This is a genomic window from Cellulomonas algicola, from assembly GCF_019024305.1.
Taxonomy (GTDB): domain Bacteria; phylum Actinomycetota; class Actinomycetes; order Actinomycetales; family Cellulomonadaceae; genus Cellulomonas; species Cellulomonas algicola.
This window is the reverse complement of record NZ_JAHKSJ010000002.1, coordinates 560,096-582,621: the sequence shown is the minus strand read 5'-3', so window position 1 is coordinate 582,621 and position 22,526 is coordinate 560,096. Positions and strand designations below refer to the sequence as shown.

The 22,526-nt window shown below is 76.1% G+C and carries 18 protein-coding genes; 7 read left to right on the top strand and 11 right to left on the bottom strand.

What is annotated here, in order from left to right:
• Nucleotides 1-88: 88 nt before the first annotated feature.
• Complete coding sequence (locus KOV94_RS02705; RefSeq protein WP_218051145.1) at nt 89-865, bottom strand: LamB/YcsF family protein; 777 nt, start codon at nt 863-865, stop codon at nt 89-91.
• Between the two features lie 75 nt (nt 866-940).
• Here KOV94_RS02705 and KOV94_RS02700 point away from each other — a divergent pair, with 75 nt between their 5' ends.
• Nucleotides 941-3,625 (top strand): DEAD/DEAH box helicase, encoded by a 2,685-nt coding sequence (locus tag KOV94_RS02700; RefSeq protein ID WP_124341386.1) that lies wholly within the window; start codon nt 941-943, stop codon nt 3,623-3,625.
• 139 nt (nt 3,626-3,764) lie between these two features.
• Here the strand turns inward: KOV94_RS02700 and KOV94_RS02695 are convergent, their stop codons facing one another.
• From KOV94_RS02695 to ssd, 7 genes are all read right to left on the bottom strand, one after another.
• Nucleotides 3,765-4,145 carry an Rv3654c family TadE-like protein gene (locus KOV94_RS02695; RefSeq protein WP_124341385.1) on the bottom strand — a complete coding sequence of 127 codons (381 nt, stop codon included), beginning with the start codon at nt 4,143-4,145 and terminating at the stop codon, nt 3,765-3,767.
• Nucleotides 4,142-4,591, bottom strand: coding sequence for a TadE family type IV pilus minor pilin (locus KOV94_RS02690; RefSeq protein ID WP_225915914.1), 450 nt, complete (start codon nt 4,589-4,591; stop codon nt 4,142-4,144). Before KOV94_RS02690 ends, KOV94_RS02695 begins: the two co-directional genes overlap by 4 nt.
• A gap of 59 nt (nt 4,592-4,650) precedes the next feature.
• The gene (locus tag KOV94_RS20530; RefSeq protein WP_372449426.1) at nt 4,651-4,782 is read right to left on the bottom strand and encodes a DUF4244 domain-containing protein; all 132 of its coding nucleotides are present in this window, start codon (nt 4,780-4,782) and stop codon (nt 4,651-4,653) included.
• Between the two features lie 877 nt (nt 4,783-5,659).
• Nucleotides 5,660-6,196 carry a type II secretion system F family protein gene (locus tag KOV94_RS02680; protein ID WP_218051143.1) on the bottom strand — a complete coding sequence of 179 codons (537 nt, stop codon included), beginning with the start codon at nt 6,194-6,196 and terminating at the stop codon, nt 5,660-5,662.
• 227 nt (nt 6,197-6,423) lie between these two features.
• Nucleotides 6,424-6,936, bottom strand: coding sequence for a type II secretion system F family protein (locus KOV94_RS02675; RefSeq protein ID WP_308160327.1), 513 nt, complete (start codon nt 6,934-6,936; stop codon nt 6,424-6,426).
• 214 nt (nt 6,937-7,150) lie between these two features.
• A complete protein-coding gene (locus KOV94_RS02670; RefSeq protein ID WP_308160324.1) occupies nt 7,151-8,563 on the bottom strand; it encodes a TadA family conjugal transfer-associated ATPase in 1,413 nt (470 codons plus the stop codon).
• Nucleotides 8,560-9,408 (bottom strand): septum site-determining protein Ssd, encoded by an 849-nt coding sequence (gene ssd / locus KOV94_RS02665; protein WP_218051142.1) that lies wholly within the window; start codon nt 9,406-9,408, stop codon nt 8,560-8,562. Before ssd ends, KOV94_RS02670 begins: the two co-directional genes overlap by 4 nt.
• A 469-nt stretch (nt 9,409-9,877) precedes the next feature.
• Between ssd and KOV94_RS02660 the strand changes: the two genes are divergently transcribed.
• Nucleotides 9,878-10,708, top strand: coding sequence for an HAD family hydrolase (locus KOV94_RS02660; protein WP_218051141.1), 831 nt, complete (start codon nt 9,878-9,880; stop codon nt 10,706-10,708).
• Nucleotides 10,709-11,179: 471 nt separating this feature from the next.
• On the opposite strand, the gene KOV94_RS02655 is transcribed toward KOV94_RS02660, so the two are convergent.
• A complete protein-coding gene (locus tag KOV94_RS02655) occupies nt 11,180-12,055 on the bottom strand; it encodes a Fic family protein (protein WP_218051140.1) in 876 nt (291 codons plus the stop codon).
• A 169-nt stretch (nt 12,056-12,224) separates the two neighbouring features.
• On the opposite strand from KOV94_RS02655, the gene KOV94_RS02650 reads away from it, so the two are divergent.
• On the top strand, nt 12,225-13,631 hold the full coding sequence (locus KOV94_RS02650; protein ID WP_218051139.1) for an NAD-dependent malic enzyme: 1,407 nt from the start codon (nt 12,225-12,227) through the stop codon (nt 13,629-13,631).
• A 170-nt stretch (nt 13,632-13,801) separates the two neighbouring features.
• Here KOV94_RS02650 and KOV94_RS02645 read toward each other — a convergent pair whose 3' ends face one another.
• A complete protein-coding gene (locus KOV94_RS02645) occupies nt 13,802-14,923 on the bottom strand; it encodes an NADH:flavin oxidoreductase/NADH oxidase (protein ID WP_218051138.1) in 1,122 nt (373 codons plus the stop codon).
• A gap of 90 nt (nt 14,924-15,013) precedes the next feature.
• Between KOV94_RS02645 and KOV94_RS02640 the strand changes: the two genes are divergently transcribed.
• From KOV94_RS02640 to KOV94_RS02625, 4 genes are all read left to right on the top strand, one after another.
• A complete protein-coding gene (locus KOV94_RS02640; RefSeq protein ID WP_308160323.1) occupies nt 15,014-15,952 on the top strand; it encodes a formate/nitrite transporter family protein in 939 nt (312 codons plus the stop codon).
• Between the two features lie 50 nt (nt 15,953-16,002).
• Nucleotides 16,003-17,025, top strand: a complete 1,023-nt coding sequence (locus tag KOV94_RS02635) for a hypothetical protein (RefSeq protein WP_218051137.1) — start codon at nt 16,003-16,005, stop codon at nt 17,023-17,025.
• A gap of 188 nt (nt 17,026-17,213) precedes the next feature.
• Nucleotides 17,214-19,226, top strand: coding sequence for an acetate--CoA ligase (acs, locus tag KOV94_RS02630; protein ID WP_218051136.1), 2,013 nt, complete (start codon nt 17,214-17,216; stop codon nt 19,224-19,226).
• Between the two features lie 331 nt (nt 19,227-19,557).
• Nucleotides 19,558-20,976, top strand: a complete 1,419-nt coding sequence (locus tag KOV94_RS02625) for a cellulase family glycosylhydrolase (protein WP_218051135.1) — start codon at nt 19,558-19,560, stop codon at nt 20,974-20,976.
• Between the two features lie 199 nt (nt 20,977-21,175).
• Here KOV94_RS02625 and KOV94_RS02620 read toward each other — a convergent pair whose 3' ends face one another.
• On the bottom strand, nt 21,176-22,465 hold the full coding sequence (locus tag KOV94_RS02620; protein WP_218051134.1) for an NAD(P)-binding domain-containing protein: 1,290 nt from the start codon (nt 22,463-22,465) through the stop codon (nt 21,176-21,178).
• Nucleotides 22,466-22,526 lie beyond the last annotated feature (61 nt).

Sequence of the window (22,526 nt, the reverse complement as noted above, 5' to 3'; positions counted from 1 at the left end):
GATCCTGCCCCGCCGCGGCCACCGAGGGCAGGCGGACAGGCCGCCGGGTCGGACGACCGGGTCGACCGGCGCACGAAGGGCCGCCCGGTCAGACGAACGGGCCGACGGCGACCCCTGCCTGGTCCAGCGCGTGTCGCACCGCGGCGGCGAGGACGACCGCGCCCGGCGTGTCGGAGTGCACGCACACCGACTCCGCGTCCGCCGGGACGAGGGTGCCGTCGACGCTGGTGATCCGCCCGTCCCTCGCCATCGCGAGCACGCGCGCCACGACCTCGTCGGGGTCGACGACGAGCGCCCCCGGCTCGGTCCGCGGCACGAGCGTCCCGTCGGCGCGGTACCCGCGGTCCGCGAACGCCTCGCGCACGGGTCGCAGACCGCGGTCCCGGGCGACGTCCAGCACGATCGCGCCGGGCAGCCCGACGAGCGGCAGCGGGTCGCCGTCGCTCGCCTCGACGACCGCGTCGACGACCGCCGTCGCCTGCTCGGCGTGGTGCACGACCGCGTTGTAGAGCGCACCGTGCGGCTTGACGTACGACACGCGCGTGCCGGCCGCGGCCGCCGCCCGCCGCAGCGCGCGCACCTGCTCGACGACGTCGGCACGCAGGACGACGGGCGGGACGTCGAGGAACCGCCGCCCGAAGCCCGCCCGGTCCCGGTACGACACCTGCGCCCCGACGGCGACCCCCCGCTCCGCCGCGGCCCGGCACACGGCCGCCATGACCCGGTCGTCGCCGGCGTGGAACCCGCACGCGACGTTGGCGCTCGTCACGACGTCGAGCAGGCGCGACTCCGGCCCGTCGACACCGGGGACCCAGTCGTCGAGCCCCTCCCCCAGGTCGCAGTTGAGGTCGATGCGCGCACCCATGCCCCGATCCTCCCCCGTCGTCGCACCGCACCGCTGCGGGCCGGGCGGCGCGTCGGCGGGTGCGAGGATGGGTCGGTGGTCCGGACCGGTGAGCTGCTCGACGCGCTGCTCGCCGGAGGACGGAGAGCCGACCGGCTGACGCACGTCCGCCACCTCCCGGCACGCGAGGGGGTCCGGGCGCCGTGGCCGACCTGGGCCGACGCGGACGTCGTGCGCGGCTACCGGCAGCTCGGCGTCGAGCAGCCCTGGGCGCACCAGGCGGTCGCCGCCGACGCGGCGTGGTCCGGCCGGCACACCGTGCTGTCGACGTCGACGGGGTCGGGCAAGTCGCTCGCCTTCTGGCTGCCGGCCCTGACGGCGGCACGCGGCTCCGCGGCCGCACGCACGCTCGACCCCGGCCGGATCGAGACGGTCTCCCGCCGTGCGACGACCCTCTACCTGTGCCCCACGAAAGCCCTCGCGGCGGGACAGCTCGCGGCGCTCGACGACCTGCTGCGCGCCGCCGCCCTGCGGGACGTCCGCGTCGCGACGGCCGACGGCGACACGTCGCTCGACGAGCGGCGCTGGGTCCAGGAGCACGCCGACCTCGTCCTCACCAACCCCGACTTCCTGCACTTCGCGCTGCTTCCGCAGCACCGTCGGTGGGCGCGGCTGCTCGGTGCGCTCCGGTACGTCGTCGTCGACGAGTGCCACGCGTTCCGCGGTGTCTTCGGCGCGCACGTCGGGCTCGTGCTGCGGCGGCTGCAACGCGTCGCCCGGTCCTACGGTGCGTCGCCCGTGTTCCTGCTCGCGTCGGCCACGACGGCCGACCCCGCGGTCAGCGCCGCGCGTCTCGTCGGCGTCCCCGCCGACGACGTCACCGCCGTGACCGAGGACGCGTCGCCCGCGGGCCGCAAGACGTTCGTCCTCTGGCAGCCACCGCTGCTCCCCGGTGGTGACGCCCCGTGGAGCGACCTGCTCCCGGACGAGGACCCGTGGTCGACGCCCGTCGCGGCGCCCGGGGGCGCGGTGCGGCCCGACGCGCCCGGCCCACCCGCGCCCGACGACCCGTGGACGGTCGCCGACCCGACGACTGACGGGCCGACGGACTTCGACGCGCCCACGTCGGCGTGGTCGGACGGCGCTGCGTCCGAGCTCGGTGACCTCGCCGCTGCCTCGCCGGGGACGTCGCACGTCGAGGCGCGCGCGCACACGGCAGACGCGGTCGTCGACCCGACGGCGTCGGGACCGTCGGGGACGGGCGAGCGGGTGGTGACCGAGCCGCACGACGGTCCGCGCCGCACCGCGACCGCCGAGGTCGCGGACCTGCTGACCGACCTGGTCGTCGTCGGTGCGCGGACCCTCGCCTTCACCCGGTCGCGCCGTGCCGCGGAGTCGGTCGCGTCCGCGACGCGGGATCACCTGCGCGACGTCGACCCGGACCTCGTGCGTGCCGTGTCCGCATACCGCGGCGGCTACCTGCCGGAGGAGCGGCGCGCGCTCGAACGCTCGATCCGGACGGGCGACCTGCGCGCGCTCGCGACGACGAACGCCCTCGAGCTCGGCATCGACATCTCGGGCCTCGACGCCGTGCTCGTCGCGGGCTGGCCCGGGACGCGCGTGTCGCTGTGGCAGCAGGCGGGCCGTGCCGGCCGCGCGGGTGCGGACGGGCTGGTCGCGCTGGTCGCCCGCGAGGACCCGCTCGACACGTTCCTCGTGCACCACCCCGAGGCGATCTTCGACACGCCCGTCGAGGCCACGGTGTTCGACACCGGCAATCCGTACGTCCTCGCACCGCACCTGTGCGCGGCGGCCGCCGAGATCCCGCTGCGCGCCGACGAGCTCGACGTGTTCGGCCCGCAGGCACCCGTCCTGCTCGCCGAGCTCGTCGAGCGCGGTGCGTTGCGCCGCCGCTCGTCGGGCTGGTACTGGACGCACGCCGAGCCGGCGACCCGCCTCACGGACCTGCGCGGCTCGGGCGGCGACCCGGTCCGCGTGGTCGAGTCGGTCACGGGCCGGCTGCTCGGCACGGTCGACGCCGCCTCCGCAGACGCGACGGTCCACGACGGCGCCGTCTACGTGCACCAGGGAGCGACGTTCGTCGTCGACGAGCTGCACCTCGACGACGGCGTGGCGCTCGTGACCCGGCGCGACGTCGACTACGGGACGTGGGCGCGCTGGGTCACGTCGACCGAGATCGTCTCCGTCGACGAGGAGATCTCGTGGGGGCCTGTCACCTGGGGCTTCGGCGCGGTCGACGTGACGACGCAGGTCCTCGGCTACCAACGCAAACGCATCCCTGACCTCCAGGTGCTCGGGGCCACGGACCTCGACCTCCCGCCGCGCACGCTGCGCACCGCCGCCGCCTGGTGGACGGCCCCGGCGGACGTGCTCGAGGCCGCCGGCGTCGGCGAGGAGGACGCGCCGGGCGCGCTGCACGCGGCCGAGCACGCGTCGATCGGCCTCCTGCCGCTGCTCGCGACGTGCGACCGCTGGGACCTCGGCGGCCTGTCGACCGCGCTGCACGCCGACACGGGCCACGCGACGGTGTTCGTCCACGACGCCTACCCGGGCGGTGCGGGGTTCGCCGAGCACGGTTTCCGCGTGGCGCCGACGTGGCTGCGGGCCACCCGCGACGCGATCGCGGCCTGCCCGTGCCCGGGCGGGTGCCCGGCCTGCGTGCAGTCCCCCAAGTGCGGCAACGCGAACAACCCGCTCGACAAGGCGGCGGCCGTCCGGTTGCTCGACGTCGTGCTCGCGCACGCGCCGCAGTCCGACTGACACCTCGCCGCACCGCCGACCGACAGGCCCACCCGCGCCGTCCCGCCACGCCCGAGCAGCGGGCTCGTCGGACACCGTGCGGCGCCGTCGACCCGACGCGGCACCGAGGCGCCCGACACCGTCAGCCCGACCGAGGCCCTCACCCGCCGCTCGCCGGCCGCGGGCCGGCACGCGCCTCCGCGGAGGCAGGACCGACGCCCGTGCGGCGCTGCGCGCCGACGCGGACCACGCCGTCGCCCTCGTCCGCGCACGCGATGACGCTCGCCCCGTTGCGCGCGGCGACCAGCCCCGCCGTCGCGCAGGCGTCTCCCCCACGTCGCATCGCGGTCGCGGCCGCCAGCGCGGACAGGTCGGCAGCGGTCTGCGCCTGGAGCCGGGCCGTGTGCGCCGAGGTCACGACGCCGAGGAACGCTGCGAGCACGAGCGCGACCGCGACGACCGCGACCAGGACGACGGTGACGGAGCCGTCGTCGGCGCCGGCCGGACGCCGATCACGCCCATCGCCGGCAGGCGTCGTCACGGCTCGACCCGCGCCGTCGCCGACCCCCGGGCCTCCAGGGGGCCGAGCCGCAGCCCACCGACGGGCACCGACGCCTCGACGACGACGGTGACCCACTCGCCGTCGCGCGTCGTCCGGACGCGCGACCCGTCCCCCGCGACCCGGCGAGCGGTCGCGGCGGCGTCCGACGAGGACTCGCCGAGCGCGAGGGCACGAGCGCCCGCGCGGGCACCGTCGAGGCACTGGGCGCGCGTCAGCCCGGCCCCGACGACGGCCAGCACGACCACGAGGAGCGCCACGACGACGGGCAGCCCGACCGCGAGCTCCACCGTGACGCTGCCCGCGTCCCGCACTGTGGCGGGCGGTGCCTGCCGGTACGCGACCGTCCGCGACGTGGCCCGGCTCGTCGCGCCCCCGCTCGTCGCGGCTCGCTGCTGCGCTCCGGCACCGACGAACCGGGCGATCACGGCGGGCCGAAGGCGAGGGCGCTCGCGCGTCATCACGTCGGGCCGTGCGGCGTCGACGGTCACAGCGAGAGCGCCTGCCGCACGATGCCCGTGAGCAGGCCCTTCACCTCGCCGCTCTTGAGGATCACCACGAGGAGCCCGGCGAAACCCACGGCCGCCAGCGTGACGATCGCGTACTCCGCGGTCGCCATGCCCGCGTCGGCGCCCAGACGACGAGCCCGTCGCGCCACGGTCGCCCCGAGCTGCCCGCAGGCGCGCACGCCCCGTCGTGCCCGGGCCGACACCGCGCGTGACCGGCCCGGCAACGCTCCCGCGCCCGTCGCGACCGGACGGGCCACCTCGTCGTCCCCCGAGCGCGCCGTCTCCGTCGTGACTCTGCCATCCGTCGTCCGTCGCACGGTTCCTCCTCTCGTCGACGGGCCGAGGACCCGTCTCGCCGCACCCTGCGGCCGTCCCACCGTGCTTCGCCCTGCGGCCTCCCGGTGCCGGAGCCACCGGGACCGTGGACGACACGACGCCCGCCCGGAGCTGTGGACGGCTCGTCGGACGACGTCCGACGAGGGACAGACGTGGGCCGTCGGTCCTGCGATGCTTCCGGTCGTCGACGGCCGATCAACGGGCGAGGAGGGGGCACCGCATGGCACGAAGCCGCCTGCTCCTGACGATCGGCGTCGTGATCGCCGTGGCGACCGCGTGCGGCGACCCGTCGGCGCTCCCGACGGCGTCGGCGACGGACGTCGCGCTCGACGAGCCCGATGGTGACGGCGGCGACGACGCTCAGCTCGCGGGCGTGCTCGACCGCGTGGACGGGTGCGTCGTCGTGCGCGTGGGCGAGCCCGCGACGCTCGTCGCCCCTGTGCTCCCGGTCGGCGCGCACTGGGACGGGGACGAGCCGGTCGCGGCCGGGCAGCGGCACCGGCTGGGTGACCGCGTCGAGTGGCGCGGCGGCGAGCTGGGAGGTGGTACGAGCGGGCTCGCCCAGGTGCCGTCGGGCTGTGAGGGCCTCGACCTGTGGGTGGTCCATCCCTCGGCGCACAGGCCCTGTCGGCAGCGCACGACGGTGGGGTGTCAGGGCACGTGGGCGAGCCCGTCGGTCAGCGACAGCACGATCGGCACGAGGCCGACCAGCACGAACGCCGGCAGGAAGCACGCGCCCAGCGGGAGGACGAGGTGCACGGCGAGCCGCGCGGCAGCGGTCCTGACGCCTCGGCGTCGCTCACGTCGTAGCCGCTCGGCACGCGCGCGGAGTCCGGGGACGGGCGGTGCGCCGGCGACCCACGCGCTCGCGAGCGCGTCGCGCACGGGCCGGACGGACGCGGGCGCACCGGCCCAGGCGGTCGACCACGAGGCGCCGAGGACCAGCGCCGAACCGGCGCGCTCGAGCGCCGTGCCCGTGACCCCGCCGATCGCGCGACCGACCGCCGCGAGCGCGGTCGGGATCGCGGAGCCTGTCGTGAGCGCGGCCTCGACGAGGGCGAGCACGAGGGCCACGTCGACCTCGACCTGCCTTCCCTGGTGGCCGGCCGCCGCCACGGTCCGGACCAGCAGGCCGCCAGGGACCTCGACGGCGACGTGCGGCCCCGGGGCCGGGCCCTGACCTCGCACGCCGCTTCGACCTCGACCTCGGACGGAGCGCGCCGGCCCACTGTGCTCGTCGACGGCCGGCTGTACCGACGCGCGCGACGCTCGTCCCGGACCGACGTGTCCGCCGCCGGGTACCGACCGTGCGACACGCGCGTCACGGGCACCTCGTGCGAGCCCTCGCAGTCGCGGCCTCGCTCCGCTCCGGAACGCCACGGCGACGGTCAGCGCCGCGAGCAGCACGAGGACGCTCATGCGGCCAGCCGGCCCGCGGCGACGGTGCGCGCGAGCAGCCGACCGGTCCACCACCGGCCGAGGACGAGCAGGCCGGCGCCGAGCAGGGCGCACCCCGTGCCGACCCCGCCGCTCGTCAGGACGCCGAGCGGGTCGGCGCCGAGCAACGTGCCCAGCAGGACACCGGCGACCGGCAGGACGAGCAGCACGCGTGCCGTCGCGCGTGGACCCGCGAGCGCGGTGGCGACGTCGGCGTCGTGCTCCTCGTCCGCGGCGACGGCACCCGCGACGCCCTCCAGCACGTCGGCGAGGGGTGCCCCGAGGTCGGCGGCGAGCTGCGCCGCGGCGACGACCGCGCGTGCCCGCGCGACGTCCTCACGACGCCGCGCCGCTCCCCCGCCCACCACGTCCTCGGCGGTCGGCACGTCGCCGATCCCGGGCCGCCCGAGGACGTCGGACCACGCCGTCCCGGGCGGCGCACCGCTGCGCAGCCGGGCGGCGGTGTCATGCAGCACCCCGACGAGGTCCACCTCGCGACCTCGGTCGCGAGAGCGGGCGTCACGCGCCCGACGCACGGCGACGACCCCGCCGAGCGAACGAGGGCGTCGCTCGAGCGCGCCGACGCTCGCCGCCCTCCGAGGCTCGGCCGGTGTCGCTGCCACGCCGCCCCGACCGGCGCACACCGGCCTCCCGCCCGACACGACGAGCAGACCGGCGAGGGCGGCCGCGACCACGACCAGCACCTCACTCACCGCGCCCGCTCCCCCCGGGTCGGAGGACGGGAACGACCCGGTCGACGGTCGGGGCCGTGATCGACGCTCCCGCGCGCGCCGGACCCGCAGGACGGGCGCCGTGGGGCGCGGCCGTCGCCGACGGCTCCCCGCGATCCGCGCCGACGGGGCCGGTGGCCGGCAGACCGAGACGGGCGGACAGGTGCGCCCAGGCGGGCTCGACGGTCACGACGCCTGCGGCGTCAGCGCGCAGCGCACCCACGACCTCGAGCTCCCCCGTCGCCGACCGGCGGACGACCGCCACCTCGGCGAGGTAGCGCGTCCCGTCGGGGGTGCGGCGCAGGTGCAGGACGGCGTCGAACGCGCTGGCAGCCTGGGCGGCCACGGCGTCGCGCGACAGCCCCGCGAGCGCGGCCAGGGCCTCGAGCCGTGCGGGCACGTCGGCGGCCGCGTTGGCGTGGACGGTCGCGCACCCGCCGTCGTGGCCGGTGTTGAGCGCCGTGAGGACCTCGCGGACCTCGGCGCCGCGGCACTCGCCGAGCACGACCCGGTCGGGTCGCATGCGCAGCGACTGCCGCACGAGGTCGGCGAGCTCGACGCGGCCCGCTCCCTCGACGTTCGCGTGCCGGGCGAGCAGCTGGACGACGTGCGGGTGGCGCGGGGCGAGCTCTCCCGACTCCTCGATGACGACGATCCGCTCGTCGGGTGGCACGAGCGAGAGCAGCGCCGCGAGCAGGGTCGTCTTCCCCGACCCGGTGGCACCGGACACGAGCAGGTTCGCGCGTGACGTCACGAGCGCCCGGACGACGGGCACGAGCGCGGGTGCCAGCGTCCCGCCCGCCACGAGCTCGACCACGGACAGCGCCCGCACCCGCACGACCCGCAGGCTGAGCAGCGTGCACCCGCTCGCGACCGGTGGCAGGACCGCGTGCAGCCGCGTGCCGTCAGGCAGGCGTGCGTCGACGGTCGGGCTGGCCTCGTCGAGGCGCTGCCCGCCGGCGGCAGCGAGCCGGACCGCGAGCGCGCGCACGTCGTCGACGCCCCCGAGGTGCACGCCCGTCCTGCGCAGCCGGCCCGCGTGCTCGACCCAGACGTCCTCGGGGCCGTTGACGAGCACGTCCGTGACGTCGGGGTCGTCGAGCAGGTGCTGGAGCGGTCCGGCCCCGAAGACCTCGTCCCGGACGGTCCGGACCAGCCCGGCGAGACCGCTCGACCCCACGAGCGAGCCGCGCCGGCGGACGGTCGCGTCGACGGCCGCACGGACCTCGTCGTCGGTCGCCGCGCGCGGGCCCGTCCCCGCACCGGATCCGGGACCCGCACCCTCGACGCCTCCCACGACCGCGCCCGACGTGAGGAGCTCTCGCACCTCGTCGAGGAACGCGGCGTCGACGAGCGCCCGGCGCGGTGCCTGCCCGCCCGCCGTCACCGCGCGAGCCCTGCGGCGAGGCGTCGGACGGCGCGGGCGAACGGCCCTGTGGTCGGGATACCGCCGTGCTCGGTGCCGGCGGCGAGCCGGCGGTCGACGGGCAGCACCGCGCGGACGGGCAGCCCGACGGCCTCGGCGACCTCGGAGGCGCCCAGGCCGCCGGGCGCCGGGCCGCGGACGACGAGGCCGACGTCAGCGCCCGGCACGTCGAGGACGTGACGGAGCGCGAGCGCACCCGCGGTCGCACGCAGGTCGCGCGGGGCGACGACCAGCACCGTGTCGCACACCGCCGCGACGGACTCGCCGGCGACGACCCGGGACCGGTCGAGGTCGAGGACGAGCACGCCGACCGTGCACGACAGCGCGTGCAGCACGTCGGCGACGACGGCCGGCTCGGGCGGGTCCGGCCGGGCGCGGTCGGCGCTCAGGACCGCGCAGGCTCCCCACCGCGGCAGGAGCGCGAGCAGGTCGTGCCCGTCGACGTCACCACGCGCGTCCGTGAGGTCCGGCCAGCGCACGCCGTCCGCACCCTCGAGACCCAGCAGGACGTCGAGGCCTCCGCAGCCACCGTCGAGGTCGACGAGGGCGGTCGCCGTCGTGCGTGACACCGCCCGGGCGAGCGCCGCCGCGAGGCTCGACGCCCCCGCGCCGCCCCGGGCGCCGACGACCCCGACGACGTGCGCACGCCAGACCGGTGGCGCCGGTGGAGAGGACCACCCGCGCGCGGTCGGCGGCGTCGACGCCACCGGCCACGGCTGCAGCCCGGCGGCCGGCTCGCGCGGCACGGCGTGGTCCGGGGGGCGCTCCACGGCCACCGGTCGATGCGTCCCCGTGAGCACGCCCATCGCGGTCTCCTCTCCCGTCGTCGTCGCGCCGGCTGGTGCGGTGTCGCGCCGAGGACCGGGGCGACGTCTGCGCAGCCTCGTCGCCCGGCCAGGTGCCGCGGCGCGCAGTCGAGCCGGCCGTGGAAGCGGCAAACTCAGATCGGGCTGTGGACGGCTCGACCACGCGTCACGTCGCAGCGCCGGGGGCGCGTCGCCTCGACGCCGCATCCGACGCTCCAGACGACGCTCCAGACGACGCTCCAGACGACGCTCCAGACGACGATGGCCCGGGAGCCGGACCCGGACGAGACGCTCGACCGCGACGACCTCGGTGACCTGCGTGTTCACGCCCGCGCGTCGGACGGCGCGTCGCAGCACCGGCACCGGTGTGTCGACCCGCACGTCGGAGCCGGTGGCTAGGCTCGCCGCGACCACGGTCGGCACGACGCACCAAGCCCGGCCGGACCGACGACCCGTCTCCGGGAGCGCGATGGACGACAGCCCGACCGGCCCGACGGCCGCGCCCGCCGGCGCGGACCAGGCGGCGGCGTTCTTCGACCTCGACAAGACGATCATCGCGACGTCCTCCGCGACGGCCTTCTCACGACCGTTCATGGCGGGCGGGCTGCTCACGCGGCGCTCGGTCCTGCGGACGGCCTACGCGCAGTTCCTCTACCTCGTGGGCGGGGCGGACGAGACGCAGACGGAGCGGCTGCGGGCGCAGCTCTCGCGCATGGTGACCGGGTGGGACGTCGCGCAGGTGTCGTCGATCGTCGCCGAGACGCTGCACGAGTCCATCGACCCGGCGGTCTACGCCGAGGCGGTCGCCCTCATCGAGGAGCACCACGAGGCGGGCCACGACGTCGTCATCGTGTCGGCGTCGGGGAGCGAGATCGTCGAGCCGATCGCCGCCGTGCTCGGGGCCGACCACGTGATCGCGACGCGCATGGGCGTCAGCGACGGCCGGTACACGGGCGACATCGACTTCTACGCGTACGGCGAGAACAAGGCCACGGCGATCCGTGAGCTCGCCGCCGCGCGCGGCTACGACCTCGCGTCGAGCTACGCGTACTCGGACTCGATCACCGACGTGCCGATGCTGGCGACCGTCGGCCACGGCTTCGCGGTCAACCCCGACCGTGCCCTGCGACGTGTGGCGGCGGAGCGCGGCTGGGACACGCTGTCCTTCAACCGGCCCGTCGCGCTGTTCTCCCTGGTGCGGCCCTCCGGACGGACCGTCGCGGTCGCGGCAGCGGTGCTCGTGGCGGGGTGCGCGCTCGTCGCGTGGCTCGCCTGGCGGCAGCGCCGTCGCACCCGCTGACGCGGACGAAGAGCCGGCCCCGGCATCAGCGCCGGCTCGACGACCGCGCCGCCACGCGCCGACGTCGCCACGACGCGGTCGGCCGGAGCCGGACCTCCGAGGCGGACGCCGCGGCTCGTTCCGCATGTCGGGCAGGCGTCCCGCGATGCGGTCATCGCGCGGTGCTGTGCAGGGGCGTCGCCGCGCCCGGTTCCCAACCGTCGCGGCCTGAGGTACCAAGGACTCACAACAGGACGGCCGCGAGGGCACCCACGCGCAGGATTGCCCACCTCTGGGCAGGTCGACCGGGCTCGACCCGTAGCGACTGGACAGGTGCACGCTTGATCACCCTCCGGCCACCGTTCGGCGACGGCGCCCCTCGGGGCGCCGTCGTTGTGCCGGGCGACTCCACCGCGCTGCACGACCGCGCCCCGCACGCTCGGACGACGACCCTCCCGAGCACGGGCGCGTCACGGCCGCCGCGCCCCGCGCTCAGTCGGCGGGCAGGTGACCGGCCAGCACCCCGTCCGCGACGTGCCGTGCCCGCTCCACCCCGTCGACGACCGCCCCCGCGCAGGCGCGCACCCACGCCGCGACCCCGTCGGGCGTGCCCGTCGCGAACCCGGCGGCGGCCCCGAGGTAGGCCTGCGGCGTCGCCGCCGAGCCGGTCTCCGCGACCACCGACCCGGTCGGGTCGAGCCCGCGCGCGGTGACGAGCAGGCGCGACGCGGCGCGCGCGACGACGCCGTTGCCCGCCGCGAAGGGCCGCAGCGTGAGGAGCTCGCCGTGCACGACGGCGGCAACGACGAGCGCCGGGGCACGCGTCGTCGCGACGGCCCGCCCGAGCAGGTCGAGGCGCGCGACGACCTCCTCGCCGGCGGGTGCCGGTCCGAGGCCGGTCAGGTCCTGCGGCGCGCCGGCGCCGCGCACGCGCCCGACGGCGTCGTCGTCGAGCCAGCCGGTGGCCGCGGCGGCGTGGAGCCGGGCCAGGAGCTGCGGGAGCGGTGGGAGGGTCGCGGACCCCCGCGCGCCGAGGTCCGGCATGAGGCGTTCGACGACGGCCGCCGCACGCACGGCTCCGAGCACCCGCTCGACGTGCGGGTCCGGCCGCCCGGGGAGTGCCGGGCCGCCCGGCTCGTGCGGTGCCGCGCCCGTCGCGAGACCGCGCACGACGTCGAGCGTGACCCGGGCCCCGTCGACGGCCGCGCTGGCCCGCGCGCTGCGCAGCCCGGCCTCGGCGCGGACCTCGCGCCACCTCCGCCGGTACGCCTCGTGCCACCGCAGCCCCTCGCAGGCGACGCGGGCCGCGTCCACGGCGTCGGCCACGCCGGGCAGGTCGACGAGCGGGGCGAGGGGGTCGGCAGGCACCGGCACACCCTACGAGCCGCCGCCGCGCACTCCCGCCGTCTCGACGTCCGCCCACCGACCTCGGGCCTCGCCGGGTGGCGTCCTCGCGCCGCGACTCCCGTACGAGCCTCGTCGACGACCGCGCGTCGATGCCGAGACGCGCCCCGCGCGGCGGGCCAGAATGAGGCGCATGGCGTCGCCGAGCGTGTCCTCGTCCATCACCGCCCGGCTCCAGGTGCAGGCGAGGCCGACGGCGGTCAGCGAGCTGACGACCGCGATCGAGGAGGCGGGCGGGATCGTCACGGCGCTCGACGTCACGGCGTCGGGGCACGAGCAGATGACGGTCGACGTGACGTGCGCGACGCGCGGCGAGCAGCATGCGGCGGACATCGTCGCGACGCTCAAGGACCTGCGCGGCGTGCACGTGGACCGCGTGAGCGACCGGACGTTCCTCATGCACCTCGGCGGCAAGCTGTCGATCGAGTCGAAGGTGCCGCTGCGCAACCGCGACGACCTGTCGATGGCGTACACGCCGGGGGTCGCGCGGGTGTGCGAGGCGATCGCGGCCCGCCCGGAGGACGCGCGTCGCCTGACGATCAAGCGGAACACGATCGCGGTCGTCACGGACGGCACGGCGGTGCTCGGGCTGGGCAACATCGGCCCGCTCGCGGCGCTGCCCGTGATGGAGGGCAAGGCGGTCCTGTTCAAGCGGTTCGCGGGGATCGACGCGTTCCCGCTGGTCCTGGACACGACGGACGTCGACCAGATCGTCGAGACGGTCGTGGCGATCGCGCCGGCGTTCGCGGGCATCAACCTCGAGGACATCTCGGCGCCGCGGTGCTTCGAGGTCGAGCGCCGGCTGCGCGAGCGGCTCGACATCCCGGTGTTCCACGACGACCAGCACGGCACGGCGATCGTCGTGGTGGCCGCCCTGACGAACGCGCTCAAGGTGGTCCGCAAGGACATCGGCACGGTGCGGATCGTGCTGTCGGGCGCGGGTGCGGCGGGCACCGCGGTGCTGCGGCTGCTGCTCGCGGCGGGTGCGCGCGACGTGGTCGTCGCCGACATCGAGGGCGTCGTGCACGCGGACCGTCCGGGCCTGGCGGAGTCGTTGCGCTGGACCGCGTCGGTCACGAACCCGCGGGGCGTGACGGGGACCATCCCGCAGGCGCTGGCCGGGGCCGACGTCTTCATCGGCGTGTCCGCGCCCGACGTCATCACGGCGCAGGACGTGTCGACGATGGGCCGCGACGCGATCGTCTTCGCGCTGGCCAACCCGCGCCCCGAGGTGGACCCCGACGACGCGGCCCGCTACGCGGCGGTGGTCGGCACGGGCCGGTCGGACTTCGCGAACCAGATCAACAACGTGCTCGCGTTCCCGGGCCTGTTCCGCGGGCTGCTCGACGCGCAGTCGCACAAGATCACCGACCGGATGCTGCTCGCGGCGGCGTACGCGCTGGCGTCGACGGTCGCCGACGACGAGCTGAACCCGACGTACATCGTCCCGAGCGTGTTCCACCCGGACGTGGCGACGGTCGTCGCGGCGGCCGTCGAGCGCGAGGCCCGCGCGGACGCCGAGGCGACCGCCACCACCTGACGCCGCCCGGCCTCGAGCGGCCCGCGGTCGCGTGGAAGACGCGTCGCACCAGGCGCGACAGACCCTCCACGCGACCGGGAGACGCGGGCGGCCGCGGTCGCGTGGAAGGCGCGTCGCGTCCGGCGCGACAGAGGTTCCACGAGACGAGCGACGAGGCGGCGGGCGGCGGGTCAGCGCCAGGCGCCCCGCACGTACTGCGGCTGCCAGCCGGTGACCTCGGGCAGTCCGTCGACGTCCGACACCCCGCCCGCGACGGGCAGCGCACCGGTCCGCACACCGAGGTCGTGCGCCGCGCGCAGGGGCCACGACGGGTCGCGCAGCGCGACACGACCGAGCAGCACGGCGTCGGCGGCACCGTCGACGAGCGCCTGCTCGGCCTGCTCGGGCGACGTGATGAGACCGACCGCGGCGACGGGCAGGCCCGACGTCTCGCGCACGGTCCGCGCGGCGGGCACCTGGTAGCCCGGGCCGACGGGGATCGACGCGAGCGCGTTGCCGCCCGAGGAGACGTCGACGAGGTCGACGCCGTGCCCGGCGAGGTCCTTGACGACGGCGGCGACGTCGGCGACGTCGAGGCCGCCGGGCACCCAGTCGGTCGCGGAGACCCGCACGAGCAGCGGGAGCTCGTCGGGCCAGGCGGCGCGCACGGCGTCGACGGTCTCGACGAGCAGGCGCGCGCGGTTCTCGGGCGAGCCGCCGTACTCGTCGTCGCGCGTGTTCGTGAGCGGCGACAGGAACTGGTGCAGCAGGTAACCGTGCGCGGCGTGCACCTCGACGACGTCGAACTCGGCGTCGAGCGCGCGTCGGGCGGCGGCCGCGAACTGCGCCGGGACCGCGGCGACCTGCTCGGTCGTCATGGCGGTCGGCGCGTCGAGGCCGGGGAACGGCTCGGCGCCGGGACCGAGCGTGGCCCAGCCGCCCTCGTCGACGCCCACGGACCCCTCGACGGGCTCGAACGGCGCGCGCGTCGACGCCTTGCGTCCGGCGTGCGCGAGCTGTACGCCGATGCGCGTCCCGCGTGCGTGCACGAAGTCGGTGATCCGGCGCCAGGACGCCACGTGCGCGTCGTCCCACAGTCCGGTGTCGCGCGGCGAGATGCGACCCTCGGCGACGACGGCGGTGGCCTCGGCGAGCAGCAGGCCGTAGCCGCCGGACGCGCGCGCACCGAGGTGCACGAGGTGCCAGTCCGTCGGGTGGCCGTCGACGGCGGAGTACATGCACATGGGCGCGAGCCACGCGCGGTTGGCGAACGTGGTGCCGCGGAGGGTGAGCGGGGAGAACAGTCGGGTCACGTCGAGAGCCAACCGCGCCGAGGCCCGCGCGGATTCCCGGGCGGTCTTTCGTCCCACGACTCGGACGGGAGCCGGGAGGACAGTGGTCGGGTGCTCCCCATCTCCGACGCCGCGCTCGCGCAGGCCGACGCGGCGCGCCACAAGGTCGACCTCATGGCGACGCCGGGCGTGTTCCTCGTCCGCACGATGCTCGCCGGCGCGTACATCGGCATCGGCGTCCTGATCCTCGCGACGGCGGGCGGTCCGCTCGAGGCCGCGGGCTCGGGCTTCGCGCCGCTCGTCAAGGGCCTGGTGTTCGGCGTCGCGCTGACGATCGTCGTCGTCGCCGGGGCGGAGCTCGCGACGTCCGCGATGATGATCCTCACGCAGGGGGTGATGCTCGGCCGCGTGCCGTGGGGGCGCGCGGGGCTGACGCTGCTCGCCGTGACCGGCGGCAACCTGCTCGGGTCGATGGCGTTCGCCGCGCTCGTGCACGCGTCGGGCGTGCTCGCCCCCGGGACGGCGGGCGGCGCGACGATCGCGACGATGCTCGAGCACAAGGCGCACGAGAGCGCCGGGCAGCTGTTCGTCCGCGGCATCCTGTGCAACCTGCTCGTCTGCCTCGCGATCTGGTGCGGGGGGCGGCTGAAGAGCGAGGGCGCGAAGATCGCGCTCGTGTTCGCGTGCGTCATGGTCTTCATCACGTCGGGCTTCGAGCACGTCGTCGCGAACATGACGACCTTCTCGCTCGGCCTGCTCGGCGGGCTGCCGGGCGCGACGGTCGCGGAGATGGCGCGCAACCTCGCGCTCGTCGGCCTGGGGAACCTGGTCGGCGGGGCGGTCCTCGTCGGGGCGGCGTACGCGTACGGGGTCCGCGCCCCGGGGCGGAGCGCCCAGGTCGCGCGGTGGGCGACGCAGGACGTCGACGAGGTCCCGGCGCAGCTCGGCGCCGCCGCCGCGCACCGGGTCGTGGCGATGGGCCTGCCCGGGCACGCCCCGCGCGACACGGCCCTGCCGACCGGCGAGGCGGTGCCTGCGGCAATACGGTGAGGCGAGCGACGCCGACGAGGCGCACGCGCACCACCACCTGAGGAGACGCGATGAGCACCTCCGACCCGAACCGCCCGTCCGCGGACGAGACGCCGGACGCGTCGACCGCCTCCCCCACGCCGGGGAGCACGGCGCCCGCGACCACGTCGTCGGCCGCGACCACGCAGACCGGCGCACCGACGACGTCGACGACCCCCACGGCGTCGACGCCGCCCACGACGCCGACGTCGGGCGCGACCGCCGAGCCGAGCACCGACACCGGCCGGCACGCGGTCGTGCGCCCCGCGCCGACCCCGCCGCCCGAGCCCGACGGCTCCCGGACCGAGGCGTTCACGCCCGCGACGGGCGCGTCCGGTGCCGCGACGCAGGAGACCTTCACCTCTGCGACCGGTCCGACGGCCCCGCCGCGCGGCACCGCCGCCGGCACCCCGACGGCCGCGCCCGCGAGCGCCCCACCGACGAGCGCCGCACCGACGAGCCCCCCGGTGCCGCCCCCCGCACCCGGCACCGCCGCCGGCTCACAGCCCGCGACGAGCACGCCGCCGACCGCCCCGCGGACGGACGGCGACGAGACCCTGTTCCCCGCGCCGAACGCGCCGAGGTCGACGAGCTTCGGCGCGCACGTCCTCGGTGTGATCCTCGGCCTGCTGCTCGCCCCCGCGGGCGTCGGTCTCGTGCTCGTCGGTCAGGCACGCATCCTCGAGGCGCAGGTCGACGGCTGGGACAGCTCGACGGAGGTGCTGGGCATCGTCCTGGTGTCGATCGGCCTGCTGCTGCTCGGGCTCGTCGCGCTGCTGGGCATCTGGTCGGCGGCCGTCCCGATCGCGGGCGGCGCGCTGCTCACGGCCGCCGGGGGCTTCTACCTCTTCGCGCCGTCGGTCGCCCGCGCCCAGACGCTCGCGGTGCTCGACGACACGGGCTGGCGGCTCACGGTCACGCAGGTGACGGTCGCGGGGACGTCGGGGACGCTGCTCGTCGCCGGGTTCCTCGTCCTGCTGGTCGGCGTCGTGGCGGCCGTCGCGCGTCGCCGCGGCGTGCACCTCGGCGAGTTCCGCGAGCGCCACCGCGTCTGACCTCGCGCGCCCGTCCGCGAGCCGCCCGCACGCCACCGTGGGCTCTCGCGGTTCGCGCGCCGGGCGCCGGTCCGCTGCCGAGCCGCGATCTGCTCGGGCGGGCGCGGATCGCGCGCGGCTAGAGTGCCTGTTCTGACCCGGTCGCTCCCGGGTTCCGCACCGACGCCGTTGCGCACAGGAGGTCGCACGTGACCGACACCACCCCTGCCACCGAGTCCTCCGAGAAGCCCGCCGGGCTGGAGAACCTGCTCTCCGAGGACCGCCGCTTCCCCCCGTCCCCCGAGTTCGCCGCGCAGGCGAACGCCCACGGCGACCTGTACGCGTGGGCCGCGGCCGACCGTCCGTCGTTCTGGGCGGACCAGGCCCGCGAGCTGCTGAGCTGGTCGACGCCGTTCACGCAGACCCTCGACTGGTCGAAGGCCCCGTTCGCGACGTGGTTCGCGGACGGGAAGCTGAACGCGGCGTACAACGCGGTGGACCGGCACGTCGAGGAGGGCCGCGGCGACCGCGTCGCGCTGCACTTCGAGGGCGAGGGCGGCGACTCCCGGTCCCTCACGTACGCCGACCTGCAGCGCGAGGTGTCGAAGGCGGCGAACGCGTTCACGGCGCTCGGCGTCGGCACGGGCGACCGGGTCGCGATCTACATGCCGCTGGTCCCCGAGGCCGTCGTGACGATGCTCGCGTGCGCGCGGATCGGCGCGCCGCACTCGGTCGTCTTCGGCGGGTTCTCGGCGGAGGCGCTCGCGTCGCGCATCGTCGACGCGGAGGCGAAGCTCGTCGTCACCGCGGACGGCGGGTACCGCCGCGGGGCGCCGTCCGCCCTCAAGCCGGCGGTCGACGAGGCGCTCGAGAAGGGCACGCCGTCGGTCGAGCATGTGCTCGTCGTGCGGCGCACGGAGCAGGACGTCGCGTGGACCGAGGGCCGTGACGTCTGGTGGCACGACGTGGTGGACTCCGCGTCGGACCAGCACACGCCGGTCGAGCTCGACGCCGAGCACCCGCTGTTCATCCTCTACACGTCGGGCACCACGGGGAAGCCGAAGGGCATCTTCCACACGACGGGCGGCTACCTGACGCAGGCGGCGTACACCCACCGCAACGTCTTCGACCTCAAGGCCGAGTCGGACGTGTACTGGTGCACGGCCGACATCGGCTGGATCACCGGGCACACGTACGTCGTCTACGGGCCGCTCGTGAACGGCGCCACGCAGGTCATCTACGAGGGCACGCCCGACACCCCGCACCGTGGCCGCTGGTGGGAGATCGTCCAGAAGTACCAGGTCTCGATCCTCTACACGGCGCCGACGGCCATCCGCACGTGCATGAAGTGGGGCGAGGAGATCCCCGCGCAGTTCGACCTGTCGTCGCTGCGCGTCCTCGGCTCGGTGGGTGAGCCCATCAACCCCGAGGCGTGGATGTGGTACCGCCGCGTCATCGGCGGCGACCGCACGCCGGTCGTCGACACGTGGTGGCAGACCGAGACGGGCGCGATCATGATCAGCCCGCTCCCGGGCGTGACCGCGGCGAAGCCGGGCTCGGCGCAGGTGCCGCTGCCGGGCATCGCGGCCGACGTCGTCGACGACGAGGCGCACCCCGTGCCCGACGGCGGCGGCGGCTACCTGGTGCTCACCGAGCCGTGGCCGTCGATGCTGCGCGGCATCTGGGGCGACCCGGAGCGGTACAAGGACACCTACTGGTCGAGGTTCCCGGGCCTGTACTTCGCGGGCGACGGGGCGAAGAAGGACGACGACGGCGACATCTGGCTGCTCGGCCGCGTGGACGACGTGATGAACGTGTCCGGCCACCGCCTGTCGACGACCGAGATCGAGTCCGCGCTGGTCTCGCACCCGTGGGTCGCGGAGGCCGCGGTCGTGGGGGCGACCGACGAGACGACCGGTCAGGCCGTCGTCGCGTTCGTGATCCTGCGCGGCGGTGCCGGGGGCGCCGACAAGTCCGGCGACGAGGTGCAGACCGAGCTGCGCAACCACGTCGCGAAGGAGATCGGCCCGATCGCGAAGCCGCGGCAGATCCTCGTCGTGCAGGAGCTGCCCAAGACGCGGTCCGGCAAGATCATGCGCCGCCTGCTGCGCGACGTCGCGGAGCACCGCCAGGTCGGCGACGCGACGACCCTCGCGGACTCCTCCGTCATGGACCTGATCGCCCAGGGCCTGTCCAAGCCGGCTGCTGCGTCGGAGGACTGACACCGCGCTGACTCGACCCGGTTCTGGGTACCGCTCGCGGCCTCGCAGCGGTAGCCAGGACCGGGTCGTCGTACGTCCGGGGCCGTCCGGCGACCGACGCCGACGAGCGGCGCGCGACCCTATCGGGAGACACCGTCGGGCCGCCTCCGCGGTGAAGCGTTTAGGGCTCTGGGGGACGCTTTCCCGCCCTGGTTGTGTTGGCGCCCGGCACCCGCCCGTCGACCGGCCGGCGGAACGGCGGGCGGGTGCGACCACGGTCCGCACCGGCGCGGGCGTCGAGCTGGAACCCGGGCTCGCGGCGGTCGTCACACACCCGGAAACGAGGATGTCCATGAGATCCCGACTGTCCCTGCTGACCGGCGCCGCCCTGGCGTCGGCGGTCGTCGCGCTGGGCGCGGTGTCGCTCGTCTCGACGGCGGCGAACGCCGCCACCCCGCCCGGTCTGCGCGTCTCCGGCACGCAGCTCGTCGAGAAGGACGGCACCCCGTTCGTCGCGCGCGGCGTCAGCCACGCCCACACCTGGTACACGTCTCAGACGGCGACCGCGATCCCCGCGATCCGCGCGGCCGGCGCCAACGCCCTGCGTGTCGTGCTGTCGGGCGGCGACCGCTGGACGAAGAACGACGCCGCCGACGTCGCGAACATCATCAGCCTGTGCAAGGCCAACAAGGTGGTCTGCATGCTCGAGAACCACGACACGACGGGCTACGGCGAGCAGTCGGGCGCGGTCACGCTCGACACGGCCGCGAACTACTGGGTGGGCATCAAGTCCGCGCTGATCGGGCAGGAGGACTACGTCCAGATCAACATCGGCAACGAGCCCTACGGCAACAACGCGACGGCGAACGCGGGCTGGGCGGCCGACACCTCGGCGGCGATCAAGAAGCTGCGCGCCGCCGGGCTGCACCACAACATCGTCGTCGACGCCCCGAGCTGGGGTCAGGACTGGGCGGGCATCATGCGCGACCAGGCCGCGACGGTCGCGGCGGCCGACCCGGACGCGAACACCCTGTTCTCCGTGCACATGTACGGCGTCTACAAGGACGCGTCCACCATCAAGGCGTACCTCGACGCGTTCAAGGCGAAGAACCTGCCGCTCGTCATCGGCGAGTTCGGGTTCGACCACTCCGACGGCAACCCCGACGAGGACACGATCATGTCCGAGGCCGTGGCGCGCGGCATCGGCTACTACGGCTGGTCCTGGTCGGGCAACGGCGGCGGCGTCGAGTACCTCGACATGGTGACGGCCTTCAACCCGGCGGCCAAGACGTCGTGGGGCACGCGCATCTTCGACGGCGCGAACGGCATCAAGGCGACCGCGAAGACGGCGAAGATCTACGGCGGCACGGTCGACCCGACCACCCCCAACCCCACGCCGACCACCCCGACCCCGACGCCCACCACACCCACGCCGACGCCGACCACGCCGACCCCGACGCCGACGTCGAACCCGGGCGGCACGTGCACCGCGGTGCTGCGGGTCGTGGGCTCGTGGCCGGGCGGCTGGCAGGGCGGCGTCACCGTCACGGCGGGCAACGCGATGATCGGCTCGTGGACGACGCAGCTCACGCTCCCGGCGGGCGGCTCGATCCAGTCCGGCTGGTCGGGCACGTACACGACGAGCGGCACGTCCGTCACGGTCAAGAACGCCGCGTGGAACGGCCTGCTCGGCGCGGGCGCGAAGGCGGAGTACGGCTTCGTCGCGTCGGGCACCGCCCCGACCGGCACGATCCCGGTCAGCTGCGCCTGACCGACTGACGTCTCACCCGGTGACGCCGGGGTCGTCCTCCGCGACGGCCCCGGCGTCCCTGCACGTCCGGCGCGCAGTCCTCCGTCGAACGCGCCGTCAGCGCCGGTTCACGGGCCCGACACGGCTCCGATGGCGCGTTCGGCGAGCGCGCGCAGGCCGTCGGACTCCGAGGGACGACGCCGTCGCGACGCGGGCGTCGTCAGAGGGACAGCAGGCGGCGCAGGTGGCGGACCGCCTCGCGGCCCGCGCGGTTGGCGCCGACGGTCGACGCCGACGGCCCGTACCCGACGAGCTGCACGCGCGGGTCGGCGACGACCTGCGTCCCGTCCATGACGATCCCGCCGCCACGCGCCCGCAGGCCGAGCGGCGCGAGGTGGTCGAGGGCCGCGCGGAACCCGGTGCACCAGAGGATCGTGCGGGCCTCGACGCGCGACGGCCCGTCGACCCAGCCCCCCTCGAGCGCCGGGACCTCGTCCCACTCGACGGCACCCGGCACGATCCGGCTGAACACGGGCCGCGCGCACAGCACACCGGACTCGATCCCGGCGCGGTAGGCGTCGGTCAGCGGCAGCCCGGTGACGCTCACGACGCTGTCCGGCGGCAGCCCCGCACGGGTGCGCTGCTCGACGAGCGCGACGGCCTCGCGGCCGACCTCGGGTGTGAACTCCTCGTCGCGCCACGTCGGCGGCCGACGCGTCACCCACGTCGTCGACGTGGCCTTGGCGACCTCGAGGAGCAGCTGCACCGCCGACGTGCCCCCGCCCACGACGACGACGTGCCCGTCGGCCAGGTCGGCCGCGGACCGGAAGTCGCGCGCGTGCAGCTGGCGGCCGCCGAACACGCCGCGCCCGGGGTACGCGGGCCAGAACGGCTTGCCCCACGTGCCGGTCGCGTTGACGAGCCCGCGGGCGCGCCAGACGACCCGCTCGCCGGGCTGCTCGACGCTGTGCGAGTGCACGAGCAGCCGGCCCCCGGCCCGCTCCCCCGCGCCCGTCGACGGGACCGGGGCGTGCCCCTCGTCGTGCACCGCGGTGACGCGGACGGGCCGCTGCACGTGCAGCGCGTAGGCCTCCTCGTACTGCGCGAAGTAGTACGGGACGGCACGTGCGGCGGGCTCGGCGGGGTCGGGCACGACGAGCGGCATGCCCGGCAGCTCGTGCACGCCGTGCGCGCGCTCCATGGTGAGCGACGGCCAGCGGTGCTGCCACGCGCCCCCGGGCCCGGGCTCGTCGTCGAGGACGACGAACGACGGGCCGCCGTCCCAGCCGCGCTGCCCGACGGAGACGAGGCCGCTGCGGCGCAGGTGGTAGGCCGCGGACAGTCCCGCCTGGCCCGCGCCGATGACGACGACGTCCACGTCGACGACGTCCGCGGAGGTCGTCGGCGTCGCCCGTGCGACGGACGCTCCGGCCTCCCGGAGGGCACGCCGCGAGCGGCGCGTCTGCGGGGTCGGGGCGTCCTCGGCGAGGGTGCGCGTCGAGTCGTCCATGGCCGGTCCAACGTACCCGCTCCGCCTGTGCGCGCAGGGCGGCCATCCCCCGTCCGTGGTG